The organism is Telluria sp. BA11, from assembly GCF_056680305.1.
In genome coordinates this window covers 352,787-376,900 of record NZ_CM155275.1, presented here as the reverse complement: position 1 = coordinate 376,900, position 24,114 = coordinate 352,787, and the positions used below count along the sequence as shown (strand labels likewise).

At 63.9% G+C, this 24,114-nt stretch carries 21 protein-coding genes and 1 pseudogene; 19 read left to right on the top strand and 3 right to left on the bottom strand.

Annotated features, from left to right (window positions below; genetic code table 11):
* Nucleotides 1–60: 60 nt before the first annotated feature.
* A complete protein-coding gene (locus AC1MGT_RS01595; RefSeq protein WP_499502715.1) occupies nucleotides 61–1,041 on the top strand; it encodes an aldo/keto reductase in 981 nt (326 codons plus the stop codon).
* 290 nt (nucleotides 1,042–1,331) lie between these two features.
* On the opposite strand, the gene AC1MGT_RS01590 is transcribed toward AC1MGT_RS01595, so the two are convergent.
* The 3 genes and pseudogenes from AC1MGT_RS01590 to map all read right to left on the bottom strand — a co-directional run.
* Nucleotides 1,332–2,078 carry a pseudouridine synthase gene (locus AC1MGT_RS01590; RefSeq protein ID WP_499502713.1) on the bottom strand — a complete coding sequence of 249 codons (747 nt, stop codon included), beginning with the start codon at nucleotides 2,076–2,078 and terminating at the stop codon, nucleotides 1,332–1,334.
* A gap of 30 nt (nucleotides 2,079–2,108) precedes the next feature.
* On the bottom strand, nucleotides 2,109–4,691 hold the full coding sequence (locus AC1MGT_RS01585; protein ID WP_499502711.1) for a [protein-PII] uridylyltransferase: 2,583 nt from the start codon (nucleotides 4,689–4,691) through the stop codon (nucleotides 2,109–2,111).
* Between the two features lie 10 nt (nucleotides 4,692–4,701).
* Nucleotides 4,702–5,592, bottom strand: a pseudogene (gene map, locus AC1MGT_RS01580) (type I methionyl aminopeptidase); the annotation flags it as partial.
* A 295-nt stretch (nucleotides 5,593–5,887) separates the two neighbouring features.
* Between map and rpsB the strand changes: the two are divergent.
* From rpsB to AC1MGT_RS01490, 18 genes are all read left to right on the top strand, one after another.
* Nucleotides 5,888–6,640, top strand: coding sequence for a 30S ribosomal protein S2 (gene rpsB / locus AC1MGT_RS01575; protein ID WP_183552980.1), 753 nt, complete (start codon nucleotides 5,888–5,890; stop codon nucleotides 6,638–6,640).
* A 139-nt stretch (nucleotides 6,641–6,779) separates the two neighbouring features.
* Nucleotides 6,780–7,688 (top strand): translation elongation factor Ts, encoded by a 909-nt coding sequence (gene tsf / locus AC1MGT_RS01570; protein WP_183552978.1) that lies wholly within the window; start codon nucleotides 6,780–6,782, stop codon nucleotides 7,686–7,688.
* 394 nt (nucleotides 7,689–8,082) lie between these two features.
* The gene (pyrH, locus tag AC1MGT_RS01565; protein ID WP_183552976.1) at nucleotides 8,083–8,799 is read left to right on the top strand and encodes a UMP kinase; all 717 of its coding nucleotides are present in this window, start codon (nucleotides 8,083–8,085) and stop codon (nucleotides 8,797–8,799) included.
* A gap of 25 nt (nucleotides 8,800–8,824) precedes the next feature.
* Nucleotides 8,825–9,385 carry a ribosome recycling factor gene (gene frr, locus AC1MGT_RS01560; protein ID WP_258834509.1) on the top strand — a complete coding sequence of 187 codons (561 nt, stop codon included), beginning with the start codon at nucleotides 8,825–8,827 and terminating at the stop codon, nucleotides 9,383–9,385.
* Nucleotides 9,386–9,573: 188 nt separating this feature from the next.
* The gene (gene uppS, locus AC1MGT_RS01555; protein ID WP_499502709.1) at nucleotides 9,574–10,326 is read left to right on the top strand and encodes a polyprenyl diphosphate synthase; all 753 of its coding nucleotides are present in this window, start codon (nucleotides 9,574–9,576) and stop codon (nucleotides 10,324–10,326) included.
* Complete coding sequence (locus tag AC1MGT_RS01550; RefSeq protein WP_499454690.1) at nucleotides 10,327–11,157, top strand: phosphatidate cytidylyltransferase; 831 nt, start codon at nucleotides 10,327–10,329, stop codon at nucleotides 11,155–11,157.
* A 12-nt stretch (nucleotides 11,158–11,169) separates the two neighbouring features.
* Nucleotides 11,170–12,342: a 1-deoxy-D-xylulose-5-phosphate reductoisomerase gene (gene ispC / locus AC1MGT_RS01545; protein WP_499502707.1), complete on the top strand. Its 1,173-nt coding sequence runs from the start codon at nucleotides 11,170–11,172 to the stop codon at nucleotides 12,340–12,342.
* 17 nt (nucleotides 12,343–12,359) lie between these two features.
* Nucleotides 12,360–13,697 carry an RIP metalloprotease RseP gene (rseP, locus tag AC1MGT_RS01540; RefSeq protein ID WP_499502705.1) on the top strand — a complete coding sequence of 446 codons (1,338 nt, stop codon included), beginning with the start codon at nucleotides 12,360–12,362 and terminating at the stop codon, nucleotides 13,695–13,697.
* A gap of 81 nt (nucleotides 13,698–13,778) precedes the next feature.
* On the top strand, nucleotides 13,779–16,127 hold the full coding sequence (bamA, locus tag AC1MGT_RS01535) for an outer membrane protein assembly factor BamA (protein ID WP_332531604.1): 2,349 nt from the start codon (nucleotides 13,779–13,781) through the stop codon (nucleotides 16,125–16,127).
* A gap of 40 nt (nucleotides 16,128–16,167) precedes the next feature.
* Nucleotides 16,168–16,713: an OmpH/Skp family outer membrane protein gene (locus tag AC1MGT_RS01530; protein WP_332531605.1), complete on the top strand. Its 546-nt coding sequence runs from the start codon at nucleotides 16,168–16,170 to the stop codon at nucleotides 16,711–16,713.
* A 56-nt stretch (nucleotides 16,714–16,769) separates the two neighbouring features.
* Complete coding sequence (lpxD, locus tag AC1MGT_RS01525; RefSeq protein WP_499502703.1) at nucleotides 16,770–17,822, top strand: UDP-3-O-(3-hydroxymyristoyl)glucosamine N-acyltransferase; 1,053 nt, start codon at nucleotides 16,770–16,772, stop codon at nucleotides 17,820–17,822.
* A complete protein-coding gene (gene fabZ, locus AC1MGT_RS01520) occupies nucleotides 17,819–18,331 on the top strand; it encodes a 3-hydroxyacyl-ACP dehydratase FabZ (protein ID WP_183552960.1) in 513 nt (170 codons plus the stop codon). The genes lpxD and fabZ overlap by 4 nt, the downstream gene beginning before the upstream one ends.
* Nucleotides 18,332–18,340: 9 nt before the next feature.
* Complete coding sequence (gene lpxA, locus AC1MGT_RS01515) at nucleotides 18,341–19,129, top strand: acyl-ACP--UDP-N-acetylglucosamine O-acyltransferase (RefSeq protein WP_258834502.1); 789 nt, start codon at nucleotides 18,341–18,343, stop codon at nucleotides 19,127–19,129.
* The gene (lpxB, locus tag AC1MGT_RS01510) at nucleotides 19,113–20,303 is read left to right on the top strand and encodes a lipid-A-disaccharide synthase (RefSeq protein ID WP_499502701.1); all 1,191 of its coding nucleotides are present in this window, start codon (nucleotides 19,113–19,115) and stop codon (nucleotides 20,301–20,303) included. The genes lpxA and lpxB overlap by 17 nt, the downstream gene beginning before the upstream one ends.
* 8 nt (nucleotides 20,304–20,311) lie before the next feature.
* The gene (rnhB, locus tag AC1MGT_RS01505; RefSeq protein WP_499502699.1) at nucleotides 20,312–20,980 is read left to right on the top strand and encodes a ribonuclease HII; all 669 of its coding nucleotides are present in this window, start codon (nucleotides 20,312–20,314) and stop codon (nucleotides 20,978–20,980) included.
* Nucleotides 20,977–21,771, top strand: coding sequence for a TrmH family RNA methyltransferase (locus tag AC1MGT_RS01500; protein ID WP_499502698.1), 795 nt, complete (start codon nucleotides 20,977–20,979; stop codon nucleotides 21,769–21,771). Before rnhB ends, AC1MGT_RS01500 begins: the two co-directional genes overlap by 4 nt.
* 50 nt (nucleotides 21,772–21,821) lie before the next feature.
* Nucleotides 21,822–23,018 (top strand): EAL domain-containing response regulator, encoded by a 1,197-nt coding sequence (locus AC1MGT_RS01495; protein WP_499502696.1) that lies wholly within the window; start codon nucleotides 21,822–21,824, stop codon nucleotides 23,016–23,018.
* A 132-nt stretch (nucleotides 23,019–23,150) separates the two neighbouring features.
* Entirely contained in the window at nucleotides 23,151–24,089 is a 939-nt protein-coding gene (locus AC1MGT_RS01490; protein ID WP_499501859.1) for an IS5 family transposase, read from the top strand.
* Nucleotides 24,090–24,114 lie beyond the last annotated feature (25 nt).

Sequence of the window (24,114 nt, the reverse complement as noted above, 5' to 3'; positions counted from 1 at the left end):
CGACGGGGTCCGCGTGCGTCAGGCAAAATTTGCTTCTGATTTACGCACAAGGGACACACCATGACGCAGCGCTACCAACCGATCACCCGCCTGGGCCTGGGCGGCACGGGCTTTGGCGACATGTACCACGCCACCAGCGACGAAGCGGCCCAGGCGACCGCCGACGCCGCATGGGACGCCGGCATCCGCTACTTCGACACTGCGCCGCACTACGGCGCCGGCCTGTCCGAACACCGCTTCGGGCACGCACTGCGCCGCCGCCCGCGCGCCGACTACACGCTCTCGACCAAGGTCGGCCGCCTGCTGGCCCCATCCACCCCGGGCGAGATCGCCGCGCCGTTCGTCGGCGCCTTGCCATTCAAGCGAGTCATCGACTACACGGCCGACGGCGCGCGCCGTTCAGTCGAGGACAGTCTGCAGCGCATGGCACTGGCGTCCATCGACATCGTCTATGTGCATGACCTGTCGCCCGACATGTTTGGCGACCAGTTCGACCATTACTACCGGATCGCATCCGGCCCGGGCGGCGCCTTCGAGGGGTTGACGAAGCTGCGCGAGGAGGGCGTCATCAAGGCCTGGGGGCTGGGCGTCAACACGGTCGAACCATGCCTGCGCGCGCTGCGCGATGCCGACCCCGACATTTTTTTGCTGGCCGGGCGCTACACGCTGATGGAAACGACGCCGCTGGCCGAACTGTTCCCCCTATGCGCCGAGCGCGGCGCAAAGGTCGTCATCGGCGGGCCATTTAACTCAGGCTTCCTGGCCGGCGGGCCGAATTACGATTACGGCCCGGCTGATGCGGACAAGCTGGCGCAGCGCGACCGCTTGCGCAAAGTCGCGGTCGACCACGGCGTCGACCTGGCTGCCGCCGCGCTGCAGTTCGGCCTGGCGCATCCGGTGGTCGCCGCGACGATCCCGGGCGCAAGCAGCCCCGAGCACCTGCGGCGCAATGCGGTCTTGATGGAGATGGCGATTCCGAAGGCGTTCTGGAAAGCGCTGCGCACCGAGGGTCTGGTGGCCGAAGACGCGCCATTGCCATAACCTGCCTGCCGCCCAAAAGCCGGGGTCAGGTCTGACATTCGGACACGGCCTCGGCAGTTGGGTAGCCGGGTTAGTCGGAAATAGCTGTCACATCGCGATGCTAATGCTGGTCATGACACTATTGGACGTGATTAAGGCTGAGTTCGTGTCCGAATGTCAGACCTGACCCCGGCTGTGACCCCGCTATTAGAAGTGACTAAGGCTGAGGTCGTGTCCGAATGTCAGACCTGACCCCGGCTGTGCAGCCGTGATCCGGTCAGGCAATATCGGCCAGGATCGCATCTGAACGCTTAGAACCCTTCTTCCGGCGTCAGATAGCGCCACTGACCCACGGGCAGGTCGCCCAGCTTGACGCGCCCGATCCGCACGCGCTTGAGGCCCAGCACCTTCAGGCCGACCATGTCGCACATACGACGGATCTGGCGCTTGCGGCCTTCCATCAAAGTGAAGCTCAACTGGTCCTCGTTCTGCCAGCGCACCTTGGCCGGCAGCAGCGGTTTGCCATCCATCCACAGGCCGTGTTTCAGCTTCTTGAGTTCACTGTCGGGCAGCGTGCCCGGCTTCGTGTACTCCACGCGCACCAGGTATTCCTTTTCAATGGACGTCGTCTCGCCAATCAGCTGCTTGGCAATGCGGCCATCCTGCGACAGCACCAACAGGCCCACGGAATCGATGTCCAGGCGGCCGCAGGGAACGAGGCTGCGCAACTGGGTCGGGTGGAACTGCTCGGTTGACGGATCATCGGCCCAGCGGTTCTCGGGCCGGATCAGCGCCACGGCCGGCGTGTAGCCGTCTTCGGCCTGGCCGCTGACGTAGCCGACCGGTTTGTGGATCAGCACCGTGACGCGCTTGGACTGCTCGGCGGCGGCCTGGCGCTCGACCGTGATGCGCTGCGTCGGCAGCACCTTGCTGCCCAGCTCCGACACCACCTGGCCGTCCACTCGCACCCAGCCGCGCGCGATCCATTCATCGGCTTCGCGGCGCGAGCACAGGCCCAGTTCGGACATTCGTTTGGAGAGGCGGAGCGGTTCGGTCATTGTCAAAGCTTTTCGGTGGAGGAGTAAATATCAGATCTTGAGCGCGTCGAGCAGGTCCGTTTCGAGCTGGACCTGGATGCGCGGGTTGTTCAGGGCAGGGCCGTCGACGAGGAACACGTCTTCGACGCGCTCGCCCAGCGTCATGATCTTGGCAGTGTGCAGGTTGATGCGGTAGCGCGTCAGCACGCTCGAGACCGCATACAGCAGGCCCATACGATCGTTGGCGGCGATCGACAGCACGTGGAACTGGCCCCGTTCGTCGGGCCGCACTTCGACCGTTGGCGTGATCGGGAACGTGCGCGACATGCGCGACAGGCGCCCGCGGCACGGTGGCGGCAGCGGTTCCTGCGACACCAGCAGGGCGCTCAGTTCATGCTCGATCAGGTTGATGATGTCGCGGTAGCTGCCGGCGAAGTGTTCGTCGGCCACCATGAAGCTGTCGAGCGCATAGCCATGGCGCGTCGTGTGGATCTTGGCGTCGAGGATGGAGAAATCCTTGCGGTCGAAGTAGCTGCAGATGCGCGCGAACAGGTCGGGTTGATCCTTGATGTACACGGCCACCTGCAGGCCTTCGCCGATCGGCGCCAGGCGCACCCGCACCACGGGCTTGTCGCTGTCGACCTTGTCGTGCAGGGCGCGCGTCTGCCAGGCGATGTCGGACGCGTCGTGGCGCAAAAAGTACGCGACGTCCAGCTGCTTCCACAACGCTTCGTGCGCATCGACCGGCAGGCCAAACAGGCGCAGCGTGGCCAGCGCCTCTTTCTGGCGCGCGCGCAGCTCGCGGTCGGCCGAATGCGGTTCGCCCCCCAGCACGCGCAGCGTCGTCTTGTACAGGTCTTCCAGCAGCTTGGCCTTCCACGCATTCCAGACCTTCGGGCTGGTGCCGCGGATGTCGGCCACGGTCAGCAGATACAACGCCGTCAGGTGGCGTTCGTCCTTGACCACGGCGGCAAACGCCGCGATCACGTCAGGATCGGACAGGTCCTGCTTCTGTGCGACCTGCGACATCGTCAGGTGCTGCTCGACGAGGAACACCACCAGTTCGGTATCGGCCTCGGTCATGCCATGGCTGCTGCAGAACTGGCGCGCGTCGTCCATGCCGAGTTTGGAGTGGTCGCCGCCACGGCCCTTGGCGATATCGTGGAACAGCGCGGCCACGTACAGCACCCAGCGGTCGCGGAAGTCGGCGATCAGCTGGCTGCAGAACGGGTATTCGTGCGCATGTTCGGGCATCGTGAAGCGGCGCAGGTTACGCACCACCATCATGATGTGCTGGTCGACCGTGTAAGCGTGGAACAGGTCGTGCTGCATCTGGCCGACGATCTTGCGAAACGCCGGCAGGTAGCGGCCCAGGATGCCGAATTCGTTCATGCGGCGCAGTGCGTGCACCATGCCGCGCGGCGCCTGCAGCACGCGCAGGAACAGCGCCTTGTTGACCGGATCGGCGCGGTACGCGTCGTCGATCTGGGTGCGTGCATGCCACAGCGCGCGGGTGGCGCGCGCGGTCATGCCCTTGATGTCGTGGCGCTCGGTCATCACGACGAACAGTTCGAGGATCGCGGTGGGCGTCTGTTCGAACGTGTCGTCCTGCGCGATGTCGATCAGGTTCCCCATCTGCAAAAAGTGGGCGCTGATCGGGAAGGCGACGGCTGGCTGCGGGAACAGCTGGGCCTCGATATTCTGCAGCAGGATGGTGTTGAGCTGCGTGACAGTCTTGGCGGCCCAGTAGTAGCGCTGCATCAGCAGTTCGCTCGGACGGCGCACGTTCGGGCCGTCGTCCGTCTCGACCAGGCCCAGCGTGTTGGCAATCGCCGTCTGCACGTCGAACACCAAACGGTCTTCGCGCCGCTTGGTGTGCAGGTGCAGGCGGATGCGGATGTCCTTGAAGGCGCTTTCCTTTTCCATCAACTGGCGCGCTTCCATGCGCGTGATCAGCTCGCGCGTGGCGAGCTGCCCCCAGCTGTCGGCCAGGCCCGCGGCCTTGGCCACCCACATGATCACCTGCAGGTCGCGCAGCGCGCCCGGGCTTTCCTTGACGTTCGGTTCGAGCGCGAACGCCGTGTATTCGTGCTTGGCGTGACGCAGGCGCATCTCGGCCGTCTTGGCCCGGAAGAACGCCTGTGGGTCGAGCGCCTCGCGGTAGCGCTGCTGCAGCGTGTCGAACAGCGGCTCGTTGCCGGTGACCAGGCGCGCCTCGAGCAGGCTTGTTTGCACCGTGATGTCAGCCGCCGATTCAATCAGGCATTCGTCGACCGTGCGGATGCTGTGGCCGATCTCCAGGCCCAGGTCCCACAGCAGCTGGACCAGGCCTTCGAGGCGCGCCTGCGTGATCGCGTCCGGCGGGGCGGCCAGCAGGATCAACAGGTCGACGTCCGAATATGGAAACAGCTCGCCGCGTCCGTAGCCGCCCACGCCCACCAGCGCCGTGCCGGCCGGCAGGCCGGCCGCCTGCCAGGCATCGATCAGTACCGCATCGACGACCTGGCGCAGGTTGCGCAGCAGTTTTTCGGGCATGCCGTCTTCCTGGAACGCCTGGAACACGAGCTGGCGCTCATTCTTGAGGCGCTGGCGCAGCGTGGTGCGGACGGTGTCCAGGTGTTCGGCGTGACCCATGGCCGGCTCCTTATGCCGCTGCGGCGGCAGGGGCAGGCGCAGACCAGACAAAGTCCGGCCCGAGCAGCGGCAGGGCGATCGCCGGCGGCGGCGGGCTGCCGGCCGACAGCGTCAAGACTTCGACGCCGGTCTCGGTGACCAGCACCGTGTGCTCCCACTGCGCCGACAGGCTGCGGTCTTTTGTCTTGATGGTCCAGCCGTCCGGCATTTCCTTGATGTCGCGCTTGCCGGCATTGATCATCGGCTCGATCGTGAAGATCATGCCGGGTTGCAGGACTTCGAGCGTGCCCGGGCGGCCGTAGTGCAGCACTTGCGGCTCTTCGTGGAACGAGCGGCCCACGCCGTGGCCGCAGAATTCGCGCACCACGCTGTAACCGTTCTTTTCGGCGTGCTGCTGGATCGCGTAGCCGATGTCGCCCAGGTGCTTGCCCGGCTTGACGGCGGCGATGCCCAGCCACATGCACTCGAAGGTGACTTCAGACAGGCGGCGCGCCATGATCGACGGTTCGCCGACCAGGTACATGCGGCTGTTGTCGCCGTGGAAGCCTTCCTTGGTGATCGGCGTGATGTCGATGTTCAGCGCGTCGCCGCTCTTGAGCACGCGGTCGCCCGGGATGCCATGGCAGATCACGTCGTTGAGCGAGGCGCAGATCGAGCCCGGGAACGGTGGGTAGCCAGGCGGGGCGTAGTTAAGCGTGGCCGGGATCGTGCCTTGCACGTTGACCATGTACTCGTACGCCAGGCGGTCGAGCTCGCCGGTGGTGATGCCAGGCTTGATGAACGGAGTGATATAGTCCAGCACTTCCGAGCCGAGGCGGCAAGCGACGCGCATGCCGTCGATTTCTTCGAGGGTCTTGATGATGGTGGCCATAGGAGAGTCGTATCCTGCGTGGTATCGGGTGAGCGCCCGGCGACCGGGGTGGCAATGGTCGGGGCAGTATGGCCGCCATTATAAGTGATGTCGCGTCACAGCTGTAAGGCAGGGACAGAGCCTGGGGCAACGCGCCGCCTGGCCCGGCTGCGATTGCACGCTTGAATAATGCTGACAATTCCGCTAGAATCTCGGGTTGCTCGGATTCGCATCGTGCAACGTTGTAAAAATAAAGTTTTTTAATTGATAGAAATCGCGAATGTGGCCCTAAAAGGGTGCCTGCTTGGTGACTGGCCACATTCAAGACCCAACCCTGGAGAATTACATGTCCGTTACTATGCGCGAAATGCTGGAAGCCGGTATTCACTTCGGCCACCAGACCCGTTTCTGGAATCCAAAGATGGCACCGTTCATCTTCGGTCATCGCAACAAGATCCACATCATCAACCTGGAAAAAACCATGGCGATGTATCAGGATGCGATGAAAACCATCAAGCAGATCTCCGCCAACCGCGGCACGATCCTGATGGTCGGCACCAAGCGTCAGGCTCGCGACATCATCGCAGCTGAAGCGCAACGCGCCGGCGTCCCATACGTCGACCAGCGCTGGCTCGGCGGCATGCTGACCAACTTCAAGACCATCAAGACGTCGATCAAGCGCCTGAAGGAAATGGAAGTCCTGGTCGAAGACGGCTCGGTCGAGAAGATGTCGAAAAAAGAAGCGCTGATGTTCTCGCGCGAAATGATCAAGCTGCAAAAGTCGATCGGCGGCATCAAGGATCTGGGCGGCGTGCCAGACGCGATCTTCGTCGTTGACGTCGGCTACCACAAGGGTACGATCACCGAAGCCGGCAAGCTGGGCATCCCGGTCATCGGCATCGTCGACACCAACCACTCGCCAGAAGGCGTCACCCACATCATCCCGGGTAACGACGACTCGTCGAAAGCCATCAGCCTGTACGCACGCGGCGTTGCCGATGCGATCATCGAAGGTCGCGCCAGCGCGACCAACGAAGTGGCTGACATGGTCAAGGCAGCCGGCGGCGACGACTTCGTCGAAGTTTCCGAGCAGGCATAAGTGATGGCAGGCCATGTGCCTGCTGCCACATAGAAGGGGGCGCCGGACTGTCGAGCCCCCCTTTTTTTAAGCTAAATACTTGCAGGACGCTCAACTTGAGCGGACCGCACCCCTGGATACACATTTAGGAGAACACACTATGGCAGCTATTACTGCAGCAATGGTTGGCGAACTGCGCGCCAAGACCGATGCACCAATGATGGAATGCAAAAAAGCACTGACCGAAGCCGACGGCGACATGGGTCGTGCTGAAGAAATCCTGCGCGTCAAGCTGGGCGGCAAGGCATCGAAGGCATCGGCACGCGTGACCGCTGAAGGCGTTGTTGCTACCTATATTTCGGGCAACGTCGGCGCGCTCGTCGAAGTCAACAGCGAAACCGACTTCGTCGCGAAGAACGATGATTTCCTGGCCATGGTCAACCTGGCAGCACGCCTGGTCGCCGAAAACAACCCGGCTGACGTCGCTGCACTGGCAGCCCTGCCGCACGAAGGCGGTACCTTCGACGACGTCCGTACTGCCCTGATCGGCAAGATCGGCGAGAACATGACCGTGCGTCGTTTCCAGCGTTTCGAAACCACCGGCAAGCTGGCGTCGTACCTGCACGGCACCCGTATCGGCGTCATCGTCGATTTCGAAGGTGCGGACGAGCAAGTCGGCAAGGACCTGGCCATGCACATCGCTGCCATGAAGCCAGTCGCTCTGTCGTCGGAGCAAGTGCCAGCAGAAATGATCGAAAAAGAGCGTTCGGTTGCTGAGCTGAAAGCCAAGGAAGATGCCGACAAGGCCGTCGCCGAAGGCAAGCAGCCACAATCGGCTGACATCGTCGCCAAGCGCGTCGACGGTTCGGTGCAGAAGTACCTGAAAGAAGTCTCGCTGCTGAACCAGGCGTTCGTCAAGAACGACAAGCAGTCGATCGAACAGATGATCAAGGCGGCAAACACCACCGTCAAGGGCTTCACCATGTACGTGGTGGGCGAGGGCATCGAGAAGAAGGTCGACGACTTCGCAGCTGAAGTCGCAGCACAGATGGCTGCCAACAAGCAGTAATCAAACAAACGGGCCGTGAGGCCCGTTTTTGTAGGGTGGGCCGGGCCGCGCAGGCGGCTATGCCGCCCACGCGGTGATGGTTGGCAGCGCGGTGATGGGGCAGCGAGCGGAGCCGGTTTGGTCTGGTTTGGTATCCGAACGTAAGTTTTGCGCGATGGATATTGTGGCTCCGCTATCATTCCGGATGACCTTATCGCCAACGATCAACGCGTGTACGTCGAAGCCGTCCACCCTACGATCCAGATGATTGCGCAGCCAAACGCCATGCGTAGCGCGCCCCAAGTCGTACCCGCTTTACAATCCCATCCGTCCCGCAGCGGATGAGACCCGCCCACGAGGCGCCGGTCAGCCCCGAATTCGAACCACAGAACCATCCTATAGGAGCCGCTTCATCATGACAAAACCAGCTTACCAACGTGTCCTTCTGAAACTGTCTGGCGAAGCACTGATGGGCGACGATCAGTTCGGCATCAACCGCGCCACCATCGAACGCATGGTGGCCGACGTGGCCGAAGTGGCCAAGCTGGGTGTGCAGATCGCGGTCGTCATTGGCGGTGGCAACATCTTCCGCGGCGTCGCCCCCGGCGCCCAGGGCATGGACCGCGCGACCGCCGACTACATGGGCATGCTGGCCACCGTCATGAATGCGCTGGCACTGGCGGACGCGATGCGTCACGTCGGCATCACCGCCCGCGTCATGTCGGCCATCGCCATCGAGCAGGTCGTCGAGCCATACGTGCGCCCGAAAGCGCTGCAATACCTCGAAGAAGGCAAGGTCGTCGTGTTTGCCGCCGGTACCGGCAACCCGTTCTTCACGACCGATACGGCTGCTGCCCTGCGCGGCGCCGAAATCTCGGCCGAGATCGTCCTGAAGGCCACCAAGGTCGACGGCGTCTACAGCGCCGATCCTAACAAGGATCCAACCGCGACCCGCTACGAGAGCATCACGTTCGACGAAGCGATCTCGAAGCACCTGCAAGTGATGGACGCCACCGCGTTCGCACTGTGCCGCGACCAGAAACTGCCGATCAAGGTGTTTTCCATCGTCAAGCCCGGCGCGCTCACGCGCGTGATCATGGGCGAAGACGAAGGTACACTGGTCCACGTCTAAATTAACTGAACAACAGGAGAGCAGCATGTCCTTAGCTGACGTCAAGAAAAACGCACAAGACCGCATGGTCAAGTCCATCGAAACCCTGCGCGCCGATCTGGCCAAGGTCCGTACCGGCCGCGCCCACACCGGCATTCTGGATCACGTCACGGTTGACTACTACGGTTCGCCAACGGCGCTGCCGATGGTCGCCAACCTGACGCTGGTCGATGCCCGCACGATCGGCGTCCAGCCATTCGAAAAGAAGATGCTGGCAGCCATCGAAAAAGCCATCCGTGATGCCGACCTGGGCCTGAACCCGTCGTCGCAGGGCGAAATGATCCGCGTGCCAACCCCGCCGCTGACCGAAGAGCGCCGTAAGGAAATGGTCAAGCTGACCAAGTCCGAAGGTGAAGACGCGAAGATTGCCGTGCGCAATATCCGTCGCGACGCCAACGAAGCGCTGAAGAAAATGGTTAAAGACAAGACCGCATCGGAAGACGACGAGCGCCGTTCCTCGGACGAAATCCAGAAGCTGACCGACAAGGCCGTGGCCGACATCGACAAGCTGCTGAGCGAGAAAGAAAAAGAAATCCTGACGGTGTAAGCAGGCATTTCATCGGCAAGCCCCCGGGCTTTCCTGCGGACCGGCCCCGGCAACTTGCCGCGGCCGGTCCGCGTGCCTTATGATTGGCCAATTGCGCAATGCCAGGTGCAATTTTCTAGCGCAGTTCTCTGGCGCAGTTCTCTGGCGAAGTTTTATGGCGCAGTTTTATGGCGCAGTTTTATGGAATCATGATGTTCAAAAGCTCGACCACCGCCGTTCCCGATACGTCCGCCGTGCCACGCCATATCGCCATCATCATGGACGGTAACGGTCGCTGGGCAACTAAACGCTTGCTGCCGCGCGTGGCCGGCCATGTCAAGGGCGTCGAAGCCGTGCGCGGCGTGGTCGAAGCCTGCGTCGAGCGTGGCGTCGAGTACCTGACGCTGTTCGCGTTCTCGTCCGAGAACTGGCGCCGTCCGGCCGACGAAGTCTCGCTGCTGATGCGCCTGTTCGTGACGGCGCTCGAGCGCGAAGTCGCCAAGATGCACGCCAATAATATCCGCCTGAAAGTGGTGGGTGACCTGAGTCGTTTTGACGCCAAGCTGCAGGACATGATCGCCAATGCCGAGCGCCGCACGGCCGGCAACACGCGCCTGACGGTCACCGTGTGCGCGAACTATGGCGGGCGCTGGGATATCATGCAGGCAACCGGCAAGATGGTGAAAGCCAACCCCGGCGTCACCGAGTTCAGTGAAGAGATGCTGGCGCCACACCTGGCGATGGCGTATGCGCCTGAGCCCGACCTGTTCATCCGCACCGGCGGCGAAGAACGCATTTCGAATTTCCTGTTGTGGCAGCTGGCATATGCCGAGCTGCACTTTACCGACACCTTCTGGCCTGACTTCACGCCAAAGGCGCTGGACGAGGCGATTGGCTCCTACCAGGAGCGCGAACGGCGCTTTGGCCAGACCGGCGCCCAAGTAGCGAAGAAGACCAACTAAATGCTCAAGACCCGGATTCTCACTGCACTCGTCCTGCTGGCAGTCCTGCTGCCGGTTCTGTACTCCAACAATTACACGGCGTTTGCGGTGGTGGCCTGCGTCTTTTTCGGCGCCGCGATCTGGGAATGTTTTCGCCTGTTCAATCCCGGCGCCCGTAGTGCGATCCTGATCGCCGGCGCCTGGACGCTGGCCTTTGCCTACGCATTCTTCGTGCGCGAGCAGGGCAATCCCACCTTCTGGTTCGGTATCGGCGTGCTGCTGTGGGCGCTGCGTTTCGCCCCCACGCTCAAGTTCGGCCTGCCGCCGCTGTCGAGCACACCCAACACATTGCTCAGCTTGCTATACGCGATTTCGCTGGTGGCCTGCTTCGTGGCTATCGTGTACCTGTTCAACTATTCGGCCGTGCTGCTGCTGTCGGTGCTGGCCATCGTCTGGGCCGCCGACATCTTTGCCTATGTCTGCGGCAAGACCTTCGGCAAGCGCAAGCTGGCGCCCAGCATCTCGCCCGGTAAATCGTGGGAGGGCGCCATCGGCGGCGGACTCGTCACGCTGGTGCTGGCTGCGTGCACCGTGCTGTTCGGCGGCGAAGCCTTCGCCGGCACGTTTGCCGTGCGCGTGCAGGCGGGCCTGGGTTGGCTCGGCATGTTCGCCGTGATTGCCCTCATCGTGGTTGCCAGCGTCGTTGGCGACCTGTTCGAATCCCAGCTCAAACGCCGCGCCGGCGCCAAGGACAGCAGCAACCTGCTGCCGGGCCACGGCGGCGTGCTGGACCGGATCGACGCACTCGTGCCGGTCCTGCCACTGGCGGCGCTGATCGCCACCTGGCTCTAGAAGGAAGTTCACATGCAACGCATTACCATCCTGGGCGCCACCGGCTCGATCGGCGCCTCGACCCTCGACGTGCTGGCGCGCCATCCCGAGCAGTACCAGGTGTACGCGCTGAGCGCCCACACGCGCGTCGAAGAACTGGCCGCCGCATGCCGCAGCTGCCGTCCCGCGCGTGCCGTGGTCGGTAGCGCCGACGCGGCCGCACGCCTGGCGGCGCTGATTGCCGACCTGCCCACCAGCGTCGAATACGGCGAGCAGGCGCTGTGCGATATCGCGTCAAGCGACGAGACCGACACCGTCATGGCCGCCATCGTCGGCGCCGCCGGCCTGGCCCCGACGCTGGCCGCCGCCCGCGCCGGCAAGAAGATCCTGCTGGCGAACAAGGAAGCGCTGGTCATGTCCGGCCAGCTGTTCATGGACGCCGTGCGCGAACACAAGGCGACGCTGCTGCCGATCGACAGCGAACACAATGCCATCTTCCAGTCGCTGCCTGCGGCGTTTGGCCGCGTGCCGGCGGCGGCCGGCGTGGCCAAGATCCTGCTCACCGCATCGGGCGGCCCGTTCCTGAACCGCGCGGTCGAGACGCTCGGCGACGTGACCCCGGACGAAGCCTGCAAGCACCCGAACTGGGTCATGGGCCGCAAGATCTCGGTGGACTCGGCAACCATGATGAACAAAGGCCTCGAAGTGATCGAAGCCCACTGGCTGTTCGGTGCGCCGGCCGACCAGATCGAGGTCGTGATCCACCCGCAAAGCGTGATCCACTCGATGGTGTCGTACGTTGACGGTTCGGTGCTGGCACAGCTGGGCAACCCGGACATGCGCACGCCAATCGCGCACGCACTGGCATACCCGGACCGGATCGCATCGGGCGTGGCCCAACTCGACCTGACGCAGATGGAGGCGCTGCAGTTCTTCCCGCCCGACTTCACACGCTTCCCGTGCCTTGCTTTGGCCTTCGACGCGCTGCGCGCCGGCGGCACGGCCCCGGCACTGCTCAACGCCGCCAATGAAGTGGCGGTGGATGCGTTTCTCGAGCGCCGCATTGGTTTCCGCGATATCGACCGCGTGATCCGCCATGCACTCGACGCCGTCGAGCATGGCCCGGCGCCATCGATCGAGGCCGTGCTGGCCCAGGATGCGCGTGCCCGCGAGGCTGCAGCGCATGCAGTCGCCAGCCTGCACTGATTGACGGATACCGCCCAATGACCCTGCTTTACACCGTGCTGGCGTTTGCGCTGGCGCTCGGCCCCCTGATCGTGATCCACGAGCTGGGTCACTACCTGGTGGCGCGTGCCTGCGGCGTCAAGGTGCTGCGTTTTTCGATCGGCATGGGGCGCGTCGTCTGGTCGCGCCGTTTCGGGCGAGATCAGACCGAGTGGGCAGTTTCGCTGCTGCCGCTGGGCGGCTACGTCAAGTTCCTCGACAGCCGCGATCCCGACGCCGGCCCGATCGACAAAAGCGAGCTGGCCCGCGAATTCACGCGTCAGAACGTCTGGAAGCGCATTGCCATCGTCGCCGCCGGACCGCTGTCGAACTTCGCGCTGGCAATCGCCCTCATGGCCGCACTCTTCATGCATGGCGTGGACGAGCCGTCGGCGCGCCTGCGCGCCGTGGCCGAATCGACCGACGCCTACCGCGCCGGCGTGCGCGGTGGCGAGACGGTGGTTGCCGTCAACGGCAGCGCCGTACGCTCGTGGTCCGAGCTGCGCTGGCAGATCATGCATGCGGCGGTCGACAAGACCGATGCGCGCCTGGACCTGCGCAGCACGGGCGGCGGGGCCTACACCGTGGTGCTGCCCGCGTCCGTCATCGGCAAGCTCGATGTCGACAGCGATGTGATGGCGACGCTGGGCCTGGACCTGTGGCGCCCGCAGCCGCGCATCGACAAGGTGATCGCTGACGGGGCAGGGCAGCGCGCCGGCCTGCAGGCCGGTGACCTCGTGCTGCGCCTGAACGGTGCGCCGGTGGTGGATGGCATCGCCTTCATCGAGGCAGTGCGCGCGGCCCCCGGCCGCGCGCTGCAGGTCGAGGTCCAGCGTGCCGGCGCGCCCGTCACGCTGTCTCTGACGCCCGAGGCGGACGCCAATGGCCGCGGCGTGATCAAGGCGATGGTAGCGCAGGCGCCCGAGATGGTGACTGTCTCGTCAGGCCCGTTCGATGCGATCGCGCGCGGTGCCGAGCGCACCTGGGAAACGTCCACGATGACGCTGAAAATGATCGGCAAGATGATTACCGGCGAAGCGTCATTGAAAAATGTGACCGGTCCCATCACGATCGCCGATTACGCCGGACAGACCGCCCGCATTGGGCTCGTGAGCTATTTACAGTTTATTGCCTTTATTAGTATCAGCTTAGGCGTCATGAATTTGTTACCAATTCCCGTTCTGGATGGTGGCCATTTACTGTATTATTCGCTGGAAGTTTTGACCGGGCGTCCTGTTTCTGTGCGCGTCGTCGAGTTCGCACAGCGCGCCGGGGTCGGCCTGCTGTTCATGCTGATGGCGCTCGCCGTCTTCAACGACCTGGGACGCTTACTCTAGCCGCCCGCGGTTCGCTCCCCGGGAGCCCAGTCAAATCACCAAGCAATCGTTGTCCAAATGAGTGACCCTTTGATCCAGCCAATGAAATCACAACCAGATCGTTTCGCCTTGCCGTTCATTCGCCGCAGCCTGATTGGCTCCGCCGTCGTGGCGCTGTGCGCCACGCTGTACGCAAATAATGCCATGGCCGTCAACCCGTTCGTCGTCAAGGACATCCGGGTCGAGGGCATCCAGCGTACCGAGGCAGGCACCGTGTTCAGCTACCTGCCGGTGCGCGTGGGCGAGACCTTCGACGACGTCAAGGCGTCGAGCGCGATCAAGGCGTTGTACGCAACCGGCTTCTTCAAGGACATCCGCCTCGAAGAAGAAAACGGCGTGCTGGTCGTGCTGGTCGAAGAGCGTCCGGCGATTTCGTCGGTCGACTTCACGGGCACCAAGGAATTCGAAAAGGACATGCTGGTCAAGGCGCTGTCCGAAATCGGCGTGGCCCAGACCAAGATCTTCGACAAGGCGTCGGTCGACCGCGCCGAGCAGGAACTCAAGCGCCAGTACCTGTCGCATGGCCTGTATGGCGTGAAGATCACCACCACCGTGACCCCGATCGAGCGCAACCGCGTGACGATCATGTTCAACGTGGACGAAGGCGACGTCGCCAAGATCAAGGGCATCAACATCATCGGCAACAAGGCGTTCAGCGACAAAGAGCTGCGCCAGCTGCTCGAACTGCGTCCATCGGGCTGGTTCACCTGGTACTCCAAGGCCGACCAGTATTCCAAGCAGAAGCTGACCGGCGACCTGGAAAAGATCAAGTCGTGGTACCTGAATCACGGCTACCTCGAAGCCAACGTCGAATCGACGCAAGTGTCGATCACGCCGGACAAGCGCGACATCTACCTGACGCTCAACATCACCGAAGGCGAGCAGTACACCGTCTCGAGCGTCAAGCTCGAAGGCGAAATGTTCGGCCGCGAAGAAGAGCTCAAGCAGCTGATCCTGCTCCAGCCGGGCAAGACCTACGTGGGCGACCTGCAAGAGGGCACCAACAAGCTGATCTCCGATCGCCTGGGCACCTTCGGCTACGCGTTCGCCAACGTCACGGCCAACCCTGAACTGAACCGCGAGAAGCGCGAAGTGGCCTTCACCTTCTTCGTCGATCCGGGCAAGCGCGCGTATGTGCGCCACATGAACATCTCCGGCAACACGGTGACCCGCGATGAAGTCATCCGCCGCGAATTCCGCCAGTTCGAGAGCTCGTGGTACGACGCCAATCGCGTCAAGCTCTCGCGTGACCGCGTCGACCGCCTCGGCTACTTCAAGGACGTCAAGGTTGAAACGCCAGAGTCGCCAGGCACGTCCGACCAGGTCGACGTCAACATCGCCGTCGAAGAAAAACCGACCGGTAACTTCATGATCGGCGGCGCTTTCTCGCAGTCCGAGAAGTTCACGTTCACCGCGTCGATCTCGCAGGCCAACTTCGCCGGTAGCGGCAACACGGTCGGCATCGAACTCAATACCAGCAAGTACAACCGGACGATCGCGTTCTCGCAGACTAATCCGTATTTCACCGATGACGGCGTCTCGCGCGCATTCTCGCTGTACCTGCGCACGTCGCGTCCACCGGCGCTGAACATCGGTTCGTACACGGTGCGTCAGACCGGCGGCAACATGACGTTCGGCGTGCCGTTCTCCGAGTCCGATACCGTCTACTTCGGCGCGGGCCTGGAACGCACCGAACTGGAAACCGACGAATCGTCGCCGAGCATCTACCAGACGTTCGTGCGCCAGAACGGCGGTCCGGCCAGCGGTGTCGGTTCGGCCACCACCAACGCGATTCCATTGACGGTGGCGTGGGGCCGCGACACGCGCGACAGCGCCGTAACCCCGAGCCGCGGCCGCTTCCAGCGCGCCAACTTCGAAGTCGACGCGATCGGCGACGCCAAGTACTACCGCCTCGTGTACGAACACCAGTGGTGGAAGCCGGTCACGCGCTGGATGACGCTGGCCCTGCGCGGCGAGTTCGATTACGGCAAGGGCATTGGCGGCAGCGCCTACCCGGTCTTCAAGAACTTCTATGCCGGCGGCATCGGTTCGGTGCGCGGCTATGAGAGCTCGTCGCTCGGCGTGGTCGACCAGCGTTACTACGATGCGATCGGCGGTTCGAAACGCATCATCGTCAACGCCGAACTGCAGTTCCCGTTCCCGGGCAGCGGCACCGACCGCAGCCTGCGCTGGTTCACCTTCGCCGACGGCGGCCAGGTGTTCCAGGAGGATGCGAAGATCCGCTTCGGCGAGTTCCGCTACTCGGCCGGTATCGGTCTGTCCTGGATTTCCCCGGTCGGTCCGCTCAAGTTGAGTTATGCTAAGCCGCTGAATTCGCTGCCAGGTGACCGCCTGGAGCGCTTCCAGTTCCAGATGGGTACCGGTTTCTGACCGGCCCACTGCGTCCTGAAGAACGATTGCGAGAGACTTTATGTTGAAAAATCTGATTGCCTCGCTGCCTGACGGCTTCAAGCCCACCGTGGCGCCAGCCTTGCTGCTGGCCGCGGTGTGCGCGTCGCCGCTGGCACAGGCGCAGGCGCAGGTGGCGACGGGCCGCATCGGCTTCGTCTACACCGAGCGCCTGATGACCGACTCCAAGATGGCCAAGGCGGCCGACGCCAAGCTGGCGGCCGAATTCTCCAAGCGTCAGAAGGCCGTCGAAGAGATGGTTGGCAAGTTCAAGGGTGCGTCCGAGAAGTTCGATGCCGAAGGCAGCAGCCTGGCCGAACTGGAACGCACGCGCCGCGCGCGCGAGCTGTTCAACATGCAGAAAGACGTCGAGCGCATGCAGCGCGAGTTCCAGGAAGACCTGCAGCAGCGCAAGAACGAAGAACGCGCCGCGATCGCGCAGAAGGCCTACAAGCTCGTGGAGCAGTACGCCGAAGCCGAAAAGCTGGACGCGGTGCTGGTCGAAGCGGCGTGGGTCAATCCGCGCGTGGACATCACCGACAAGATCCTCAAGCTGCTCGACAAGTAAGCTTGTTGGCAGTGTTTTCCTGCTTTACCGATTTTGACTCACACTGAAAGACCGAGATGGGCATTCGACTAGGCGATTTGGTCGAGCGCTTCGGCGGACAGTTGGTGGGCGACCCGAACCTTGAGGTTACGGCGATTGCTCCCCTGGACACGGCCGGCGCTTCGCACATCAGCTTCCTCTCCAACAGCAAGCTGCGCGCACTGGCGGCGCAAAGCGGGGCCGCAGCCCTGATCCTGTCGCCGCTGGACGACCCGACGGTAGCCGCGACCTATGAAGGCGCGCGCATCGTCACCACCAACCCTTACGCATACTTCGCCCGCGCGGCGCAGTATTTCGCTTCGCTGACCGACCATGTGCCGCCCGCAGGCGTGCACCCGAGCGCCGTCGTTGCGCAGACCGCCGTGATCGATCCGAGCGCCCATATCGGGCCGCACGTGACGATCGACGACGGCGCCGTCGTCAAAGCGCAGGCCGTCATCGACGCCGGCTGCTACGTCGGGCGCAACGCCGTCATCGGCGAAGGCACGCACCTGTTCGCGAACGTGACGTTCCACGCTGGCTGCGAGATCGGCAAGCGGGGCATCCTGCATTCGGGCGCCGTGATCGGCACCGACGGCTTCGGCTTTGCCAATGAAGGCGGCGTGTACATCAAGATTCCGCAGACCGGGCGTGTGCTGATCGGCGACGACGTCGACATCGGCGCCAACACGACGATCGACCGCGGCGCGCTCGAAGACACGATCATCGAAGACGGCGTCAAGCTCGACAACCAGATCCAGATCGGCCACAACACCCGCATCGGCGCGCACACCGCGATGGCCGGCTGCGTCGGCGTGGCCGGCAGCGCGAAAATCGGCAGCCGCTGTACGTTCGGCGGCGCCGCCATGGTGCTGGGCCACCTGGAGATCGCCGATAACGTGCATATCTCATCGGGTAGCATGGTGTCGCGCTCGGTGCTCGAACCGGGCCAGTACACGGGCTTTTACCCGCTGGCCAAGAACGCCGAATGGGAACGCAGCGCAGCGATCGTGCGCAACCTGGGCTCGATGCGCGAAAAACTGCGCGCGCTCGAGAAAACCATCAAAACCCTCACAGAACAACAACAATGACTACGCCAGAACTCACCACCCTCGATATCAACCAGATCAAGGAATACCTGCCGCACCGCTATCCGCTGCTGCTGGTCGACCGCGTGCTGGACGTCGAACTGGGCAAGCGCATCGTCGCGATCAAGAACGTCACCATCAACGAAGAATTCTTTAACGGCCACTTCCCGCACAAGCCGGTGATGCCGGGCGTGTTGATGATCGAAGCGATGGCGCAAACTGCCGCGATCCTGTCGTTCATGACCATGGGCGTCAAGCCCGACGAAAACTCGGTCGTGTACTTCGTCGGCATCGACAATGCGCGATTCAAGCGGCCGGTGGAGCCGGGCGACCAGCTGCGCATGGAAGTGGAAATCGTGCGCGTTTCGCGCGGCATCTGGAAGTACAAGGCCGTCGCCACGGTCGACGGCAAGGTCGCCGTCGAAGGCGACTTGATGTGCACGATCCGGGGCGCCGCCGAAGCGCCGATGAAAGGCGCCGGGGCGGCACCGGCTGCATCCACGCCCGAGTAAGGAGACGTGATGAGCAAGATTCATCCAACCGCGATCGTCGATCCGCAGGCGCAGCTCGACAGCTCGGTCGAGGTCGGGGCCTACTCGATCGTCGGCCCGAACGTGCGCATCGATGCCGGTACCGTCATCGGGCCGCACGTCGTCATCGACGGCCACACGACGATCGGCAAGGACAACAAGTTCTTCCAGTTCTGCTCCATTGGCGCCGCGCCACAGGACAAGAAGTGGCAGGGCGAGCCGACCCGGCTGGAAGTGGGCGACCGCAACACGGTGCGTGAATTCGTCAGCTTCAACCTGGGCACGGTGCAGGATGAAGGCGTCACACGCCTGGGCAACGACAACTGGATCTCGGCCTACGTCCACCTGGCGCACGACTGCCAGGTCGGCAGCAACACGATCTTCTCGAACAACGCGCAACTGGCGGGCCACGTGCACGTGGGCGACTGGGCGATCCTGTCCGGCTTTGTCGGCGTGCACCAGTTCTGCAAGATCGGCGCCCATGCGTTCATCGGCATGTACACGAGCCTGACGCAGGACGTGCCGCCGTACGTGCTGGTGTCGGGCAATCCGGCCGGTGCGCGCGGCGTCAACCTTGAAGGCCTCAAGCGCCGCGGCTTCACGCGCGAGCAGCTCGACGGCATCCGCAGCGCCTACAAGCTGCTGTACCGGAATGGCCTGACGCTCGAAGAATCGAAAGCCGCGCTGCAAGCCGAAGAAGAACGCCTGCCGGCAGCGGCAAACGACATTCGCCTGCTGCGCGATTTCCTCGGCACCGCGAGCCGTGGCATCGTTCGCTGACGGCGTGCCGTCCGCTGCGGGCCACGACGTGTCGCTGGCCCTGGTGGCCGGCGAAGCGTCCGGCGACATGCTGGCGGCGCGCCTGCTGGCCGGCCTGCGCCCGCACCTGCCGGAAGCGCGCTTCCACGGCATCGGCGGGCCGCGCATGATCGAGCAGGGCATGGTCAGCGACGTCCCCATGGACCTGCTGACGGTGCGCGGCCTGTTCGAAGTCATTCCCCGCTACCGTGAACTCAAGGGCATCCAGAGCCGCCTGCGTGATCGCCTGATCGCCGAGCGGCCGGCTGCCTTCATCGGCGCCGACTACCCGGGCTTCAATCTTGGCCTGGAAGAGCAGCTGCGCGCGGCGGGCATCCCGACGGTGCACTTCATCGGGCCGCAGATCTGGGCCTGGCGCGGTGGCCGCATCAAGAAGATCCAGCGCGCCGTGTCGCACATGCTCGTGATCTTCCCGTTCGAAGAAGCGATCTACCGTGCGGCGGGCGTGCCAGTGACGTATATCGGGCACCCGCTGGCCGAGACGATTCCGCTGGCGCCCGACGTGGCCGGTGCGCGCCGCGCACTGGGGTTACCAACTGATGCGCGCGTCGTCACCGTCATGCCGGGCAGCCGCATGGGCGAACTGAAGTACCTGGCCGAGCCGTTCGTGCGCGCCGTGCAGCTGCTGGCGGCGCGCGATCCTGGCCTGCGCTTTGTCGTGCCGATGGCCGGCGAGCGCCAGCGGGCCTACTTCGACCAGATCGTCACCGCAGCCGGCCTGCAGGGCGTGGAGCTGATGGTGACTGCCGAAGGCTCGCATACGGCGATTGCCGCCGCCGACGCGGTGCTGGTCGCCTCGGGTACGGCCACCCTTGAAGTCGCGCTATTCAAGAAGCCGATGGTGATCGCCTACAAGGTCATGCGCGCCTCGTGGGAAATCATGCGGCACATGGGTTACCAGCCGTGGATCGGCCTGCCGAACATATTGGCGCGCGAATTCGTCGTGCCGGAACTGCTGCAGCATGCGGCCACGCCTCAAGCGCTGGCCAACGCCGTCTGGCACCAGCTGGAAGACACCGCGGGGCGCGAGCGCCTGGCGCAGCGCTTCCTCGACATGCACCACAGTTTGCTGCGCAACAGCGCCGAAGAGAGCGCGCAGGCGGTGCTGCAGATTATCGGGCGCACGGCGCCCTGAACACGTAGATGACAAAAACCAGAATCAATCTGTATCCCGGCCTGCCCACCAGGGGCCGGCCGTTCACCGCACTGGATATCGTGTGCGGCGTCGATGAAGCGGGCCGCGGCCCGCTGGCGGGGCCCGTGTTTGCAGCCGCCGTCATCCTCGATCCGCGCCGCCCGATCGACGGCCTGCGCGATTCGAAAAAGCTCACCGCCGCGCGGCGCGACGAACTCGCGCCGCTGATCCGCGCGCAAGCGCTGGCCTGGGCAGTGGCGGAATGCTCGTGCGAAGAAATCGACAGCATCAACATCCTGCAGGCGACCATGCTGGCGATGCGCCGCGCCGTGGAAGCATTGCAGCATGCGCCGACCATCGCGCTCATCGACGGCAACCGCTGCCCCGAGCTGACGGTGCGCGCGCACGCGATCGTCAAGGGCGACGACAAGGTCAATGCGATTTCGGCCGCGTCGATCCTGGCCAAGACCGCGCGCGACGCGGCGCTGGTGCAGCTGCACGAACAGTATCCGCAATACGGCTTCGACCAGCACAAGGGCTATGGTACCGCGCTGCACCTGGAACGCCTGGGCGCGCACGGGCCGTCGCCCGCACACCGCCGCTCGTTCGCACCGGTGCGCGGCATGCTGCAGACCGACCTGTTTGGCGCCGTGGCTGGCAATGTGGTGAGCGCATGAAGACCATCACCTCGCGCGATAACGCGTTCTACAAAGAGATCAAGGCCCTCGCCACCAGCTCGCAGGCCCGCCGCAAGGCCGGCCATAGCCTGCTCGATGGCGTGCACCTGTGCCAGACCTGGCTCGACCTGCGCGGCGCACCGCGCCACTGTGTGGTGTCCGAGGGCGCACTGGGCAATCCCGAAGTACAGGCCATTGTTGCACGCTGCGGCGCCGTCAACGCGCCGGTGACGGCGCTGCCCGATGCGCTGTTCAACGCCGTCAGCCAGGTCGAGCATGGCGTGCACCTGCTGTTCGTGATCGACACGCCGCAGCCGGCGACGGCGCCGGGGCTGGTGATGGCCAGCGTGCTGCTCGACGGCGTGCAGGACCCTGGCAACGTCGGCTCGATCCTGCGCAGCGCCGCTGCTGCGGGCATCAAGCAGGTGTATTGCAGCCCAGGCACCGCGTTCTGCTGGTCGCCGAAAGTGCTGCGCGCGGCGATGGGCGCGCACTTCGTGCTGGAGATTTTCGAGCATGTCGAATTGCCGGACCTGGTGCGCACCGCGCAGGTGCCGGTGTTGGCCACCAGCGGCTATGCGGCTGAAGGCCTGTACACGCTGGACCTGCGGCTACCTGTGGCTTGGGTGCTGGGGCACGAAGGGCAGGGCGTATCGACCGAGGTGCTGGAGCTGGCCACGCACCGCGTCGCGGTACCGCATCTGGGGCAGGTCGAGTCGCTCAACGTCGCGGCCTGCGCTGCCGTGTGCTTCTTTGAAGGCCTGCGCCAGCAGCAGGCATCGCGGGCATAGACGGCGCCTGCGCCATCCAGTAGGCTAGCGGCTTGTAGAGTGGAGTAACGATGGACATCGCGCATTTGCATTTTCTGGTGGCGCAAGCCGACCTTTCCGAGCGCCGGGCGCTGGTCGCCTTGCTGGGGCAACTCGGCGCGGGCCAGGTCACCGACGTCGCCGACGGCGCGGCTGCGCTGCAGGCGCTGGAAGCCGGGGCCACACCGCTCGTCAACGTCGCACTGATCGACCTGGACTTGCCCGGCATGGATGGCTTGACGCTGCTGCGGCGCCTGGGCGAGATCAAGTGCGCCGCGCGCCTGATCGTGACCGGCGCGCAGCCGGCCGACCTGCTGTTCTCCGTCGAGACGCTGGCCGAAGCCTTCGGCATCGAGCTGCTCGGCGCCATCGGCCGACCGGTCGCCGCCGTGACGCTCAAGCCGGTGCTGGAGAACTACACGCCGCTGCCGCGCTTCACGCAGGCGCCAGCCGAGCCGCGCTTCACGTTCCAGCAAGTGGGCATCGGCCTGCAAAAGCGCCAGTTCGAGCCGTACTTCCAGCCGAAGATCGAGCTGGCGACGGGGCAGGTCAAAGGCCTCGAAGTGTTCGCACGCTGGAACCATCCGGAGCATGGCGTGCTGGGGCCAGCCTCGTTCGTCGATGCGCTGGGCGAGAGTGGCCGCATCGACTTTCTCGACTGGAGCATGATCGAGTTGTCGGTGGAGCGCCGGCGCTGGCTGCAGGATCAGGACATCGCGATCCCGATCTCGCTGAACATCGCCTCCGAGACGCTGGCCCATCCCGCGTTCGTGCGCCAGATGTCGGCGTGCCTGGAGCGCCACGGGGTCGCCGCGACCGACGTGACATTCGAGATCTCGGAATCGTCGGTGCTGAATACGGACCCCGACTTCATCGAGCGCCTGGTCCGGCTGCGGATGATGGGTTTTGGCCTGGCCATCGACGACTACGGCACCGGCCGCTCAAACCTGCAGCTGCTGGCGCGTATCCCGTTTACCGAACTGAAGATCGACCGCAGCTTCGTCGACGGCGCCTCACGCCGCCTGCCACTGAGCACGCTCCTGCGCTCCTGCCTGAGCCTGGCCCACAGCCTGGACCGCAAGTCGGTCGCCGTCGGCGTCGAAACCCGCCGCGACTGGGACTTCCTGCAAGCCCTCGGCTGCACCTATGCCCAGGGCTACCACATCGCCAATCCCATGCCCTCCGCCGCCTTCCCCGCCTGGCTAAGCGACTGGCGCCAATACTTCTAGCCCCCACCCAATAGCCCAATAATTAGGGTCAGAGTAGAATTGTTGGGCAATTTCCTTTTTACTGAGCTCGGCTTTGTTGCACAAATAGGCCCCGTTCAGCGGTCTAGCGTGGGTGCGGGGTAAACTGACGGCATGACTGCCCCAGCAAAACCAAAGTACCGAACGACCAACTGGAAAGACTACAACACGGCGCTGAAGGCGCGCGGCTCGCTGCTCATCTGGCTGGAAAAGGACATGCGCTGGCACGGCAGTGCCAGCGGCAAGCGGGGCCGGCGACCGAAGTACAGCGAGGCGGCAATCCAGTTCTGCCTGACCATCAAGGGCTTGTTCAATCTGGCCCTGCGCCAGGCGATGGGCATGGCGCAAAGCCTGCTCAAGCTCGCTGGCCTGGACTGGCAGGTGCCTGACTTCAGCACCGTTAGCCGGCGCCAGAAATATCTACCGGTAACGATCGGAGCGCAGCCGACTGTAACCGGATTGCACCTCCTAGTCGACAGCACGGGCATTAAGATGCTGGGCGAAGGCGAGTGGAAGACCAAAAAACATGGGACCGACTATCGTCGTCAGTGGCGTAAGGTCCACCTTGGCATTGATGCGGCCACGCTGGAAATCCGGGCCATTGAAGTGACCGACAACGCCACAGGCGATGCGCAGATGCTGCCATACCTGCTCGACCAAATTCCCGCCAGCGAGACCGTCGCAAGCGTCAGCGGTGATGGTGCCTACGACACCAAAGACTGTCATGAAGCGATCGCGCAACGTGGGGCACAAGCGGTTATTCCAACTCGTAAGAACGCCAAGCCATGGAAGGATCGGCGCCCAGGCGCCACAGCCCGCAACGCCATCCTGGCGGCCACGCGTCTACTGGGCAGGAAAATCTGGAAGAAGTGGAGCGGCTATCACCGGCGCAGCCTTGTCGAGACCAAGATGCGTTGTTTCAAGCTGCTCGGTGAACGCGTTATGGCACGTGATTTCGACCGTCAGGTCGCGGAACTACAGGTCCGTGCCGCCATTCTCAATCGGTTCACCCGGTTGGGCACGCCTACGACTATGGCGGTGAGCATGCCGTAATTCCGCCTGGGGTTTGGGGAATTAC

Excerpts from the sequence above, each read along its gene's own strand:
- bamA (WP_332531604.1), top strand. The coding sequence starts at position 13,779 with ATGAAATCACAACCAGATCGTTTCGCCTTGCCGTTCATTCGCCGCAGC.
- AC1MGT_RS01585 (WP_499502711.1), bottom strand. The coding sequence starts at position 4,691 with ATGGGTCACGCCGAACACCTGGACACCGTCCGCACCACGCTGCGCCAG.
- AC1MGT_RS01550 (WP_499454690.1), top strand. The coding sequence starts at position 10,327 with ATGCTCAAGACCCGGATTCTCACTGCACTCGTCCTGCTGGCAGTCCTG.
- ispC (WP_499502707.1), top strand. The coding sequence starts at position 11,170 with ATGCAACGCATTACCATCCTGGGCGCCACCGGCTCGATCGGCGCCTCG.
- rpsB (WP_183552980.1), top strand. The coding sequence starts at position 5,888 with ATGTCCGTTACTATGCGCGAAATGCTGGAAGCCGGTATTCACTTCGGC.
- AC1MGT_RS01590 (WP_499502713.1), bottom strand. The coding sequence starts at position 2,078 with ATGACCGAACCGCTCCGCCTCTCCAAACGAATGTCCGAACTGGGCCTG.
- uppS (WP_499502709.1), top strand. The coding sequence starts at position 9,574 with ATGATGTTCAAAAGCTCGACCACCGCCGTTCCCGATACGTCCGCCGTG.
- tsf (WP_183552978.1), top strand. The coding sequence starts at position 6,780 with ATGGCAGCTATTACTGCAGCAATGGTTGGCGAACTGCGCGCCAAGACC.
- AC1MGT_RS01530 (WP_332531605.1), top strand. The coding sequence starts at position 16,168 with ATGTTGAAAAATCTGATTGCCTCGCTGCCTGACGGCTTCAAGCCCACC.
- pyrH (WP_183552976.1), top strand. The coding sequence starts at position 8,083 with ATGACAAAACCAGCTTACCAACGTGTCCTTCTGAAACTGTCTGGCGAA.
- AC1MGT_RS01500 (WP_499502698.1), top strand. The coding sequence starts at position 20,977 with ATGAAGACCATCACCTCGCGCGATAACGCGTTCTACAAAGAGATCAAG.
- AC1MGT_RS01595 (WP_499502715.1), top strand. The coding sequence starts at position 61 with ATGACGCAGCGCTACCAACCGATCACCCGCCTGGGCCTGGGCGGCACG.
- lpxA (WP_258834502.1), top strand. The coding sequence starts at position 18,341 with ATGAGCAAGATTCATCCAACCGCGATCGTCGATCCGCAGGCGCAGCTC.
- rnhB (WP_499502699.1), top strand. The coding sequence starts at position 20,312 with ATGACAAAAACCAGAATCAATCTGTATCCCGGCCTGCCCACCAGGGGC.
- lpxD (WP_499502703.1), top strand. The coding sequence starts at position 16,770 with ATGGGCATTCGACTAGGCGATTTGGTCGAGCGCTTCGGCGGACAGTTG.
- AC1MGT_RS01495 (WP_499502696.1), top strand. The coding sequence starts at position 21,822 with ATGGACATCGCGCATTTGCATTTTCTGGTGGCGCAAGCCGACCTTTCC.
- rseP (WP_499502705.1), top strand. The coding sequence starts at position 12,360 with ATGACCCTGCTTTACACCGTGCTGGCGTTTGCGCTGGCGCTCGGCCCC.
- fabZ (WP_183552960.1), top strand. The coding sequence starts at position 17,819 with ATGACTACGCCAGAACTCACCACCCTCGATATCAACCAGATCAAGGAA.
- frr (WP_258834509.1), top strand. The coding sequence starts at position 8,825 with ATGTCCTTAGCTGACGTCAAGAAAAACGCACAAGACCGCATGGTCAAG.
- AC1MGT_RS01490 (WP_499501859.1), top strand. The coding sequence starts at position 23,151 with ATGACTGCCCCAGCAAAACCAAAGTACCGAACGACCAACTGGAAAGAC.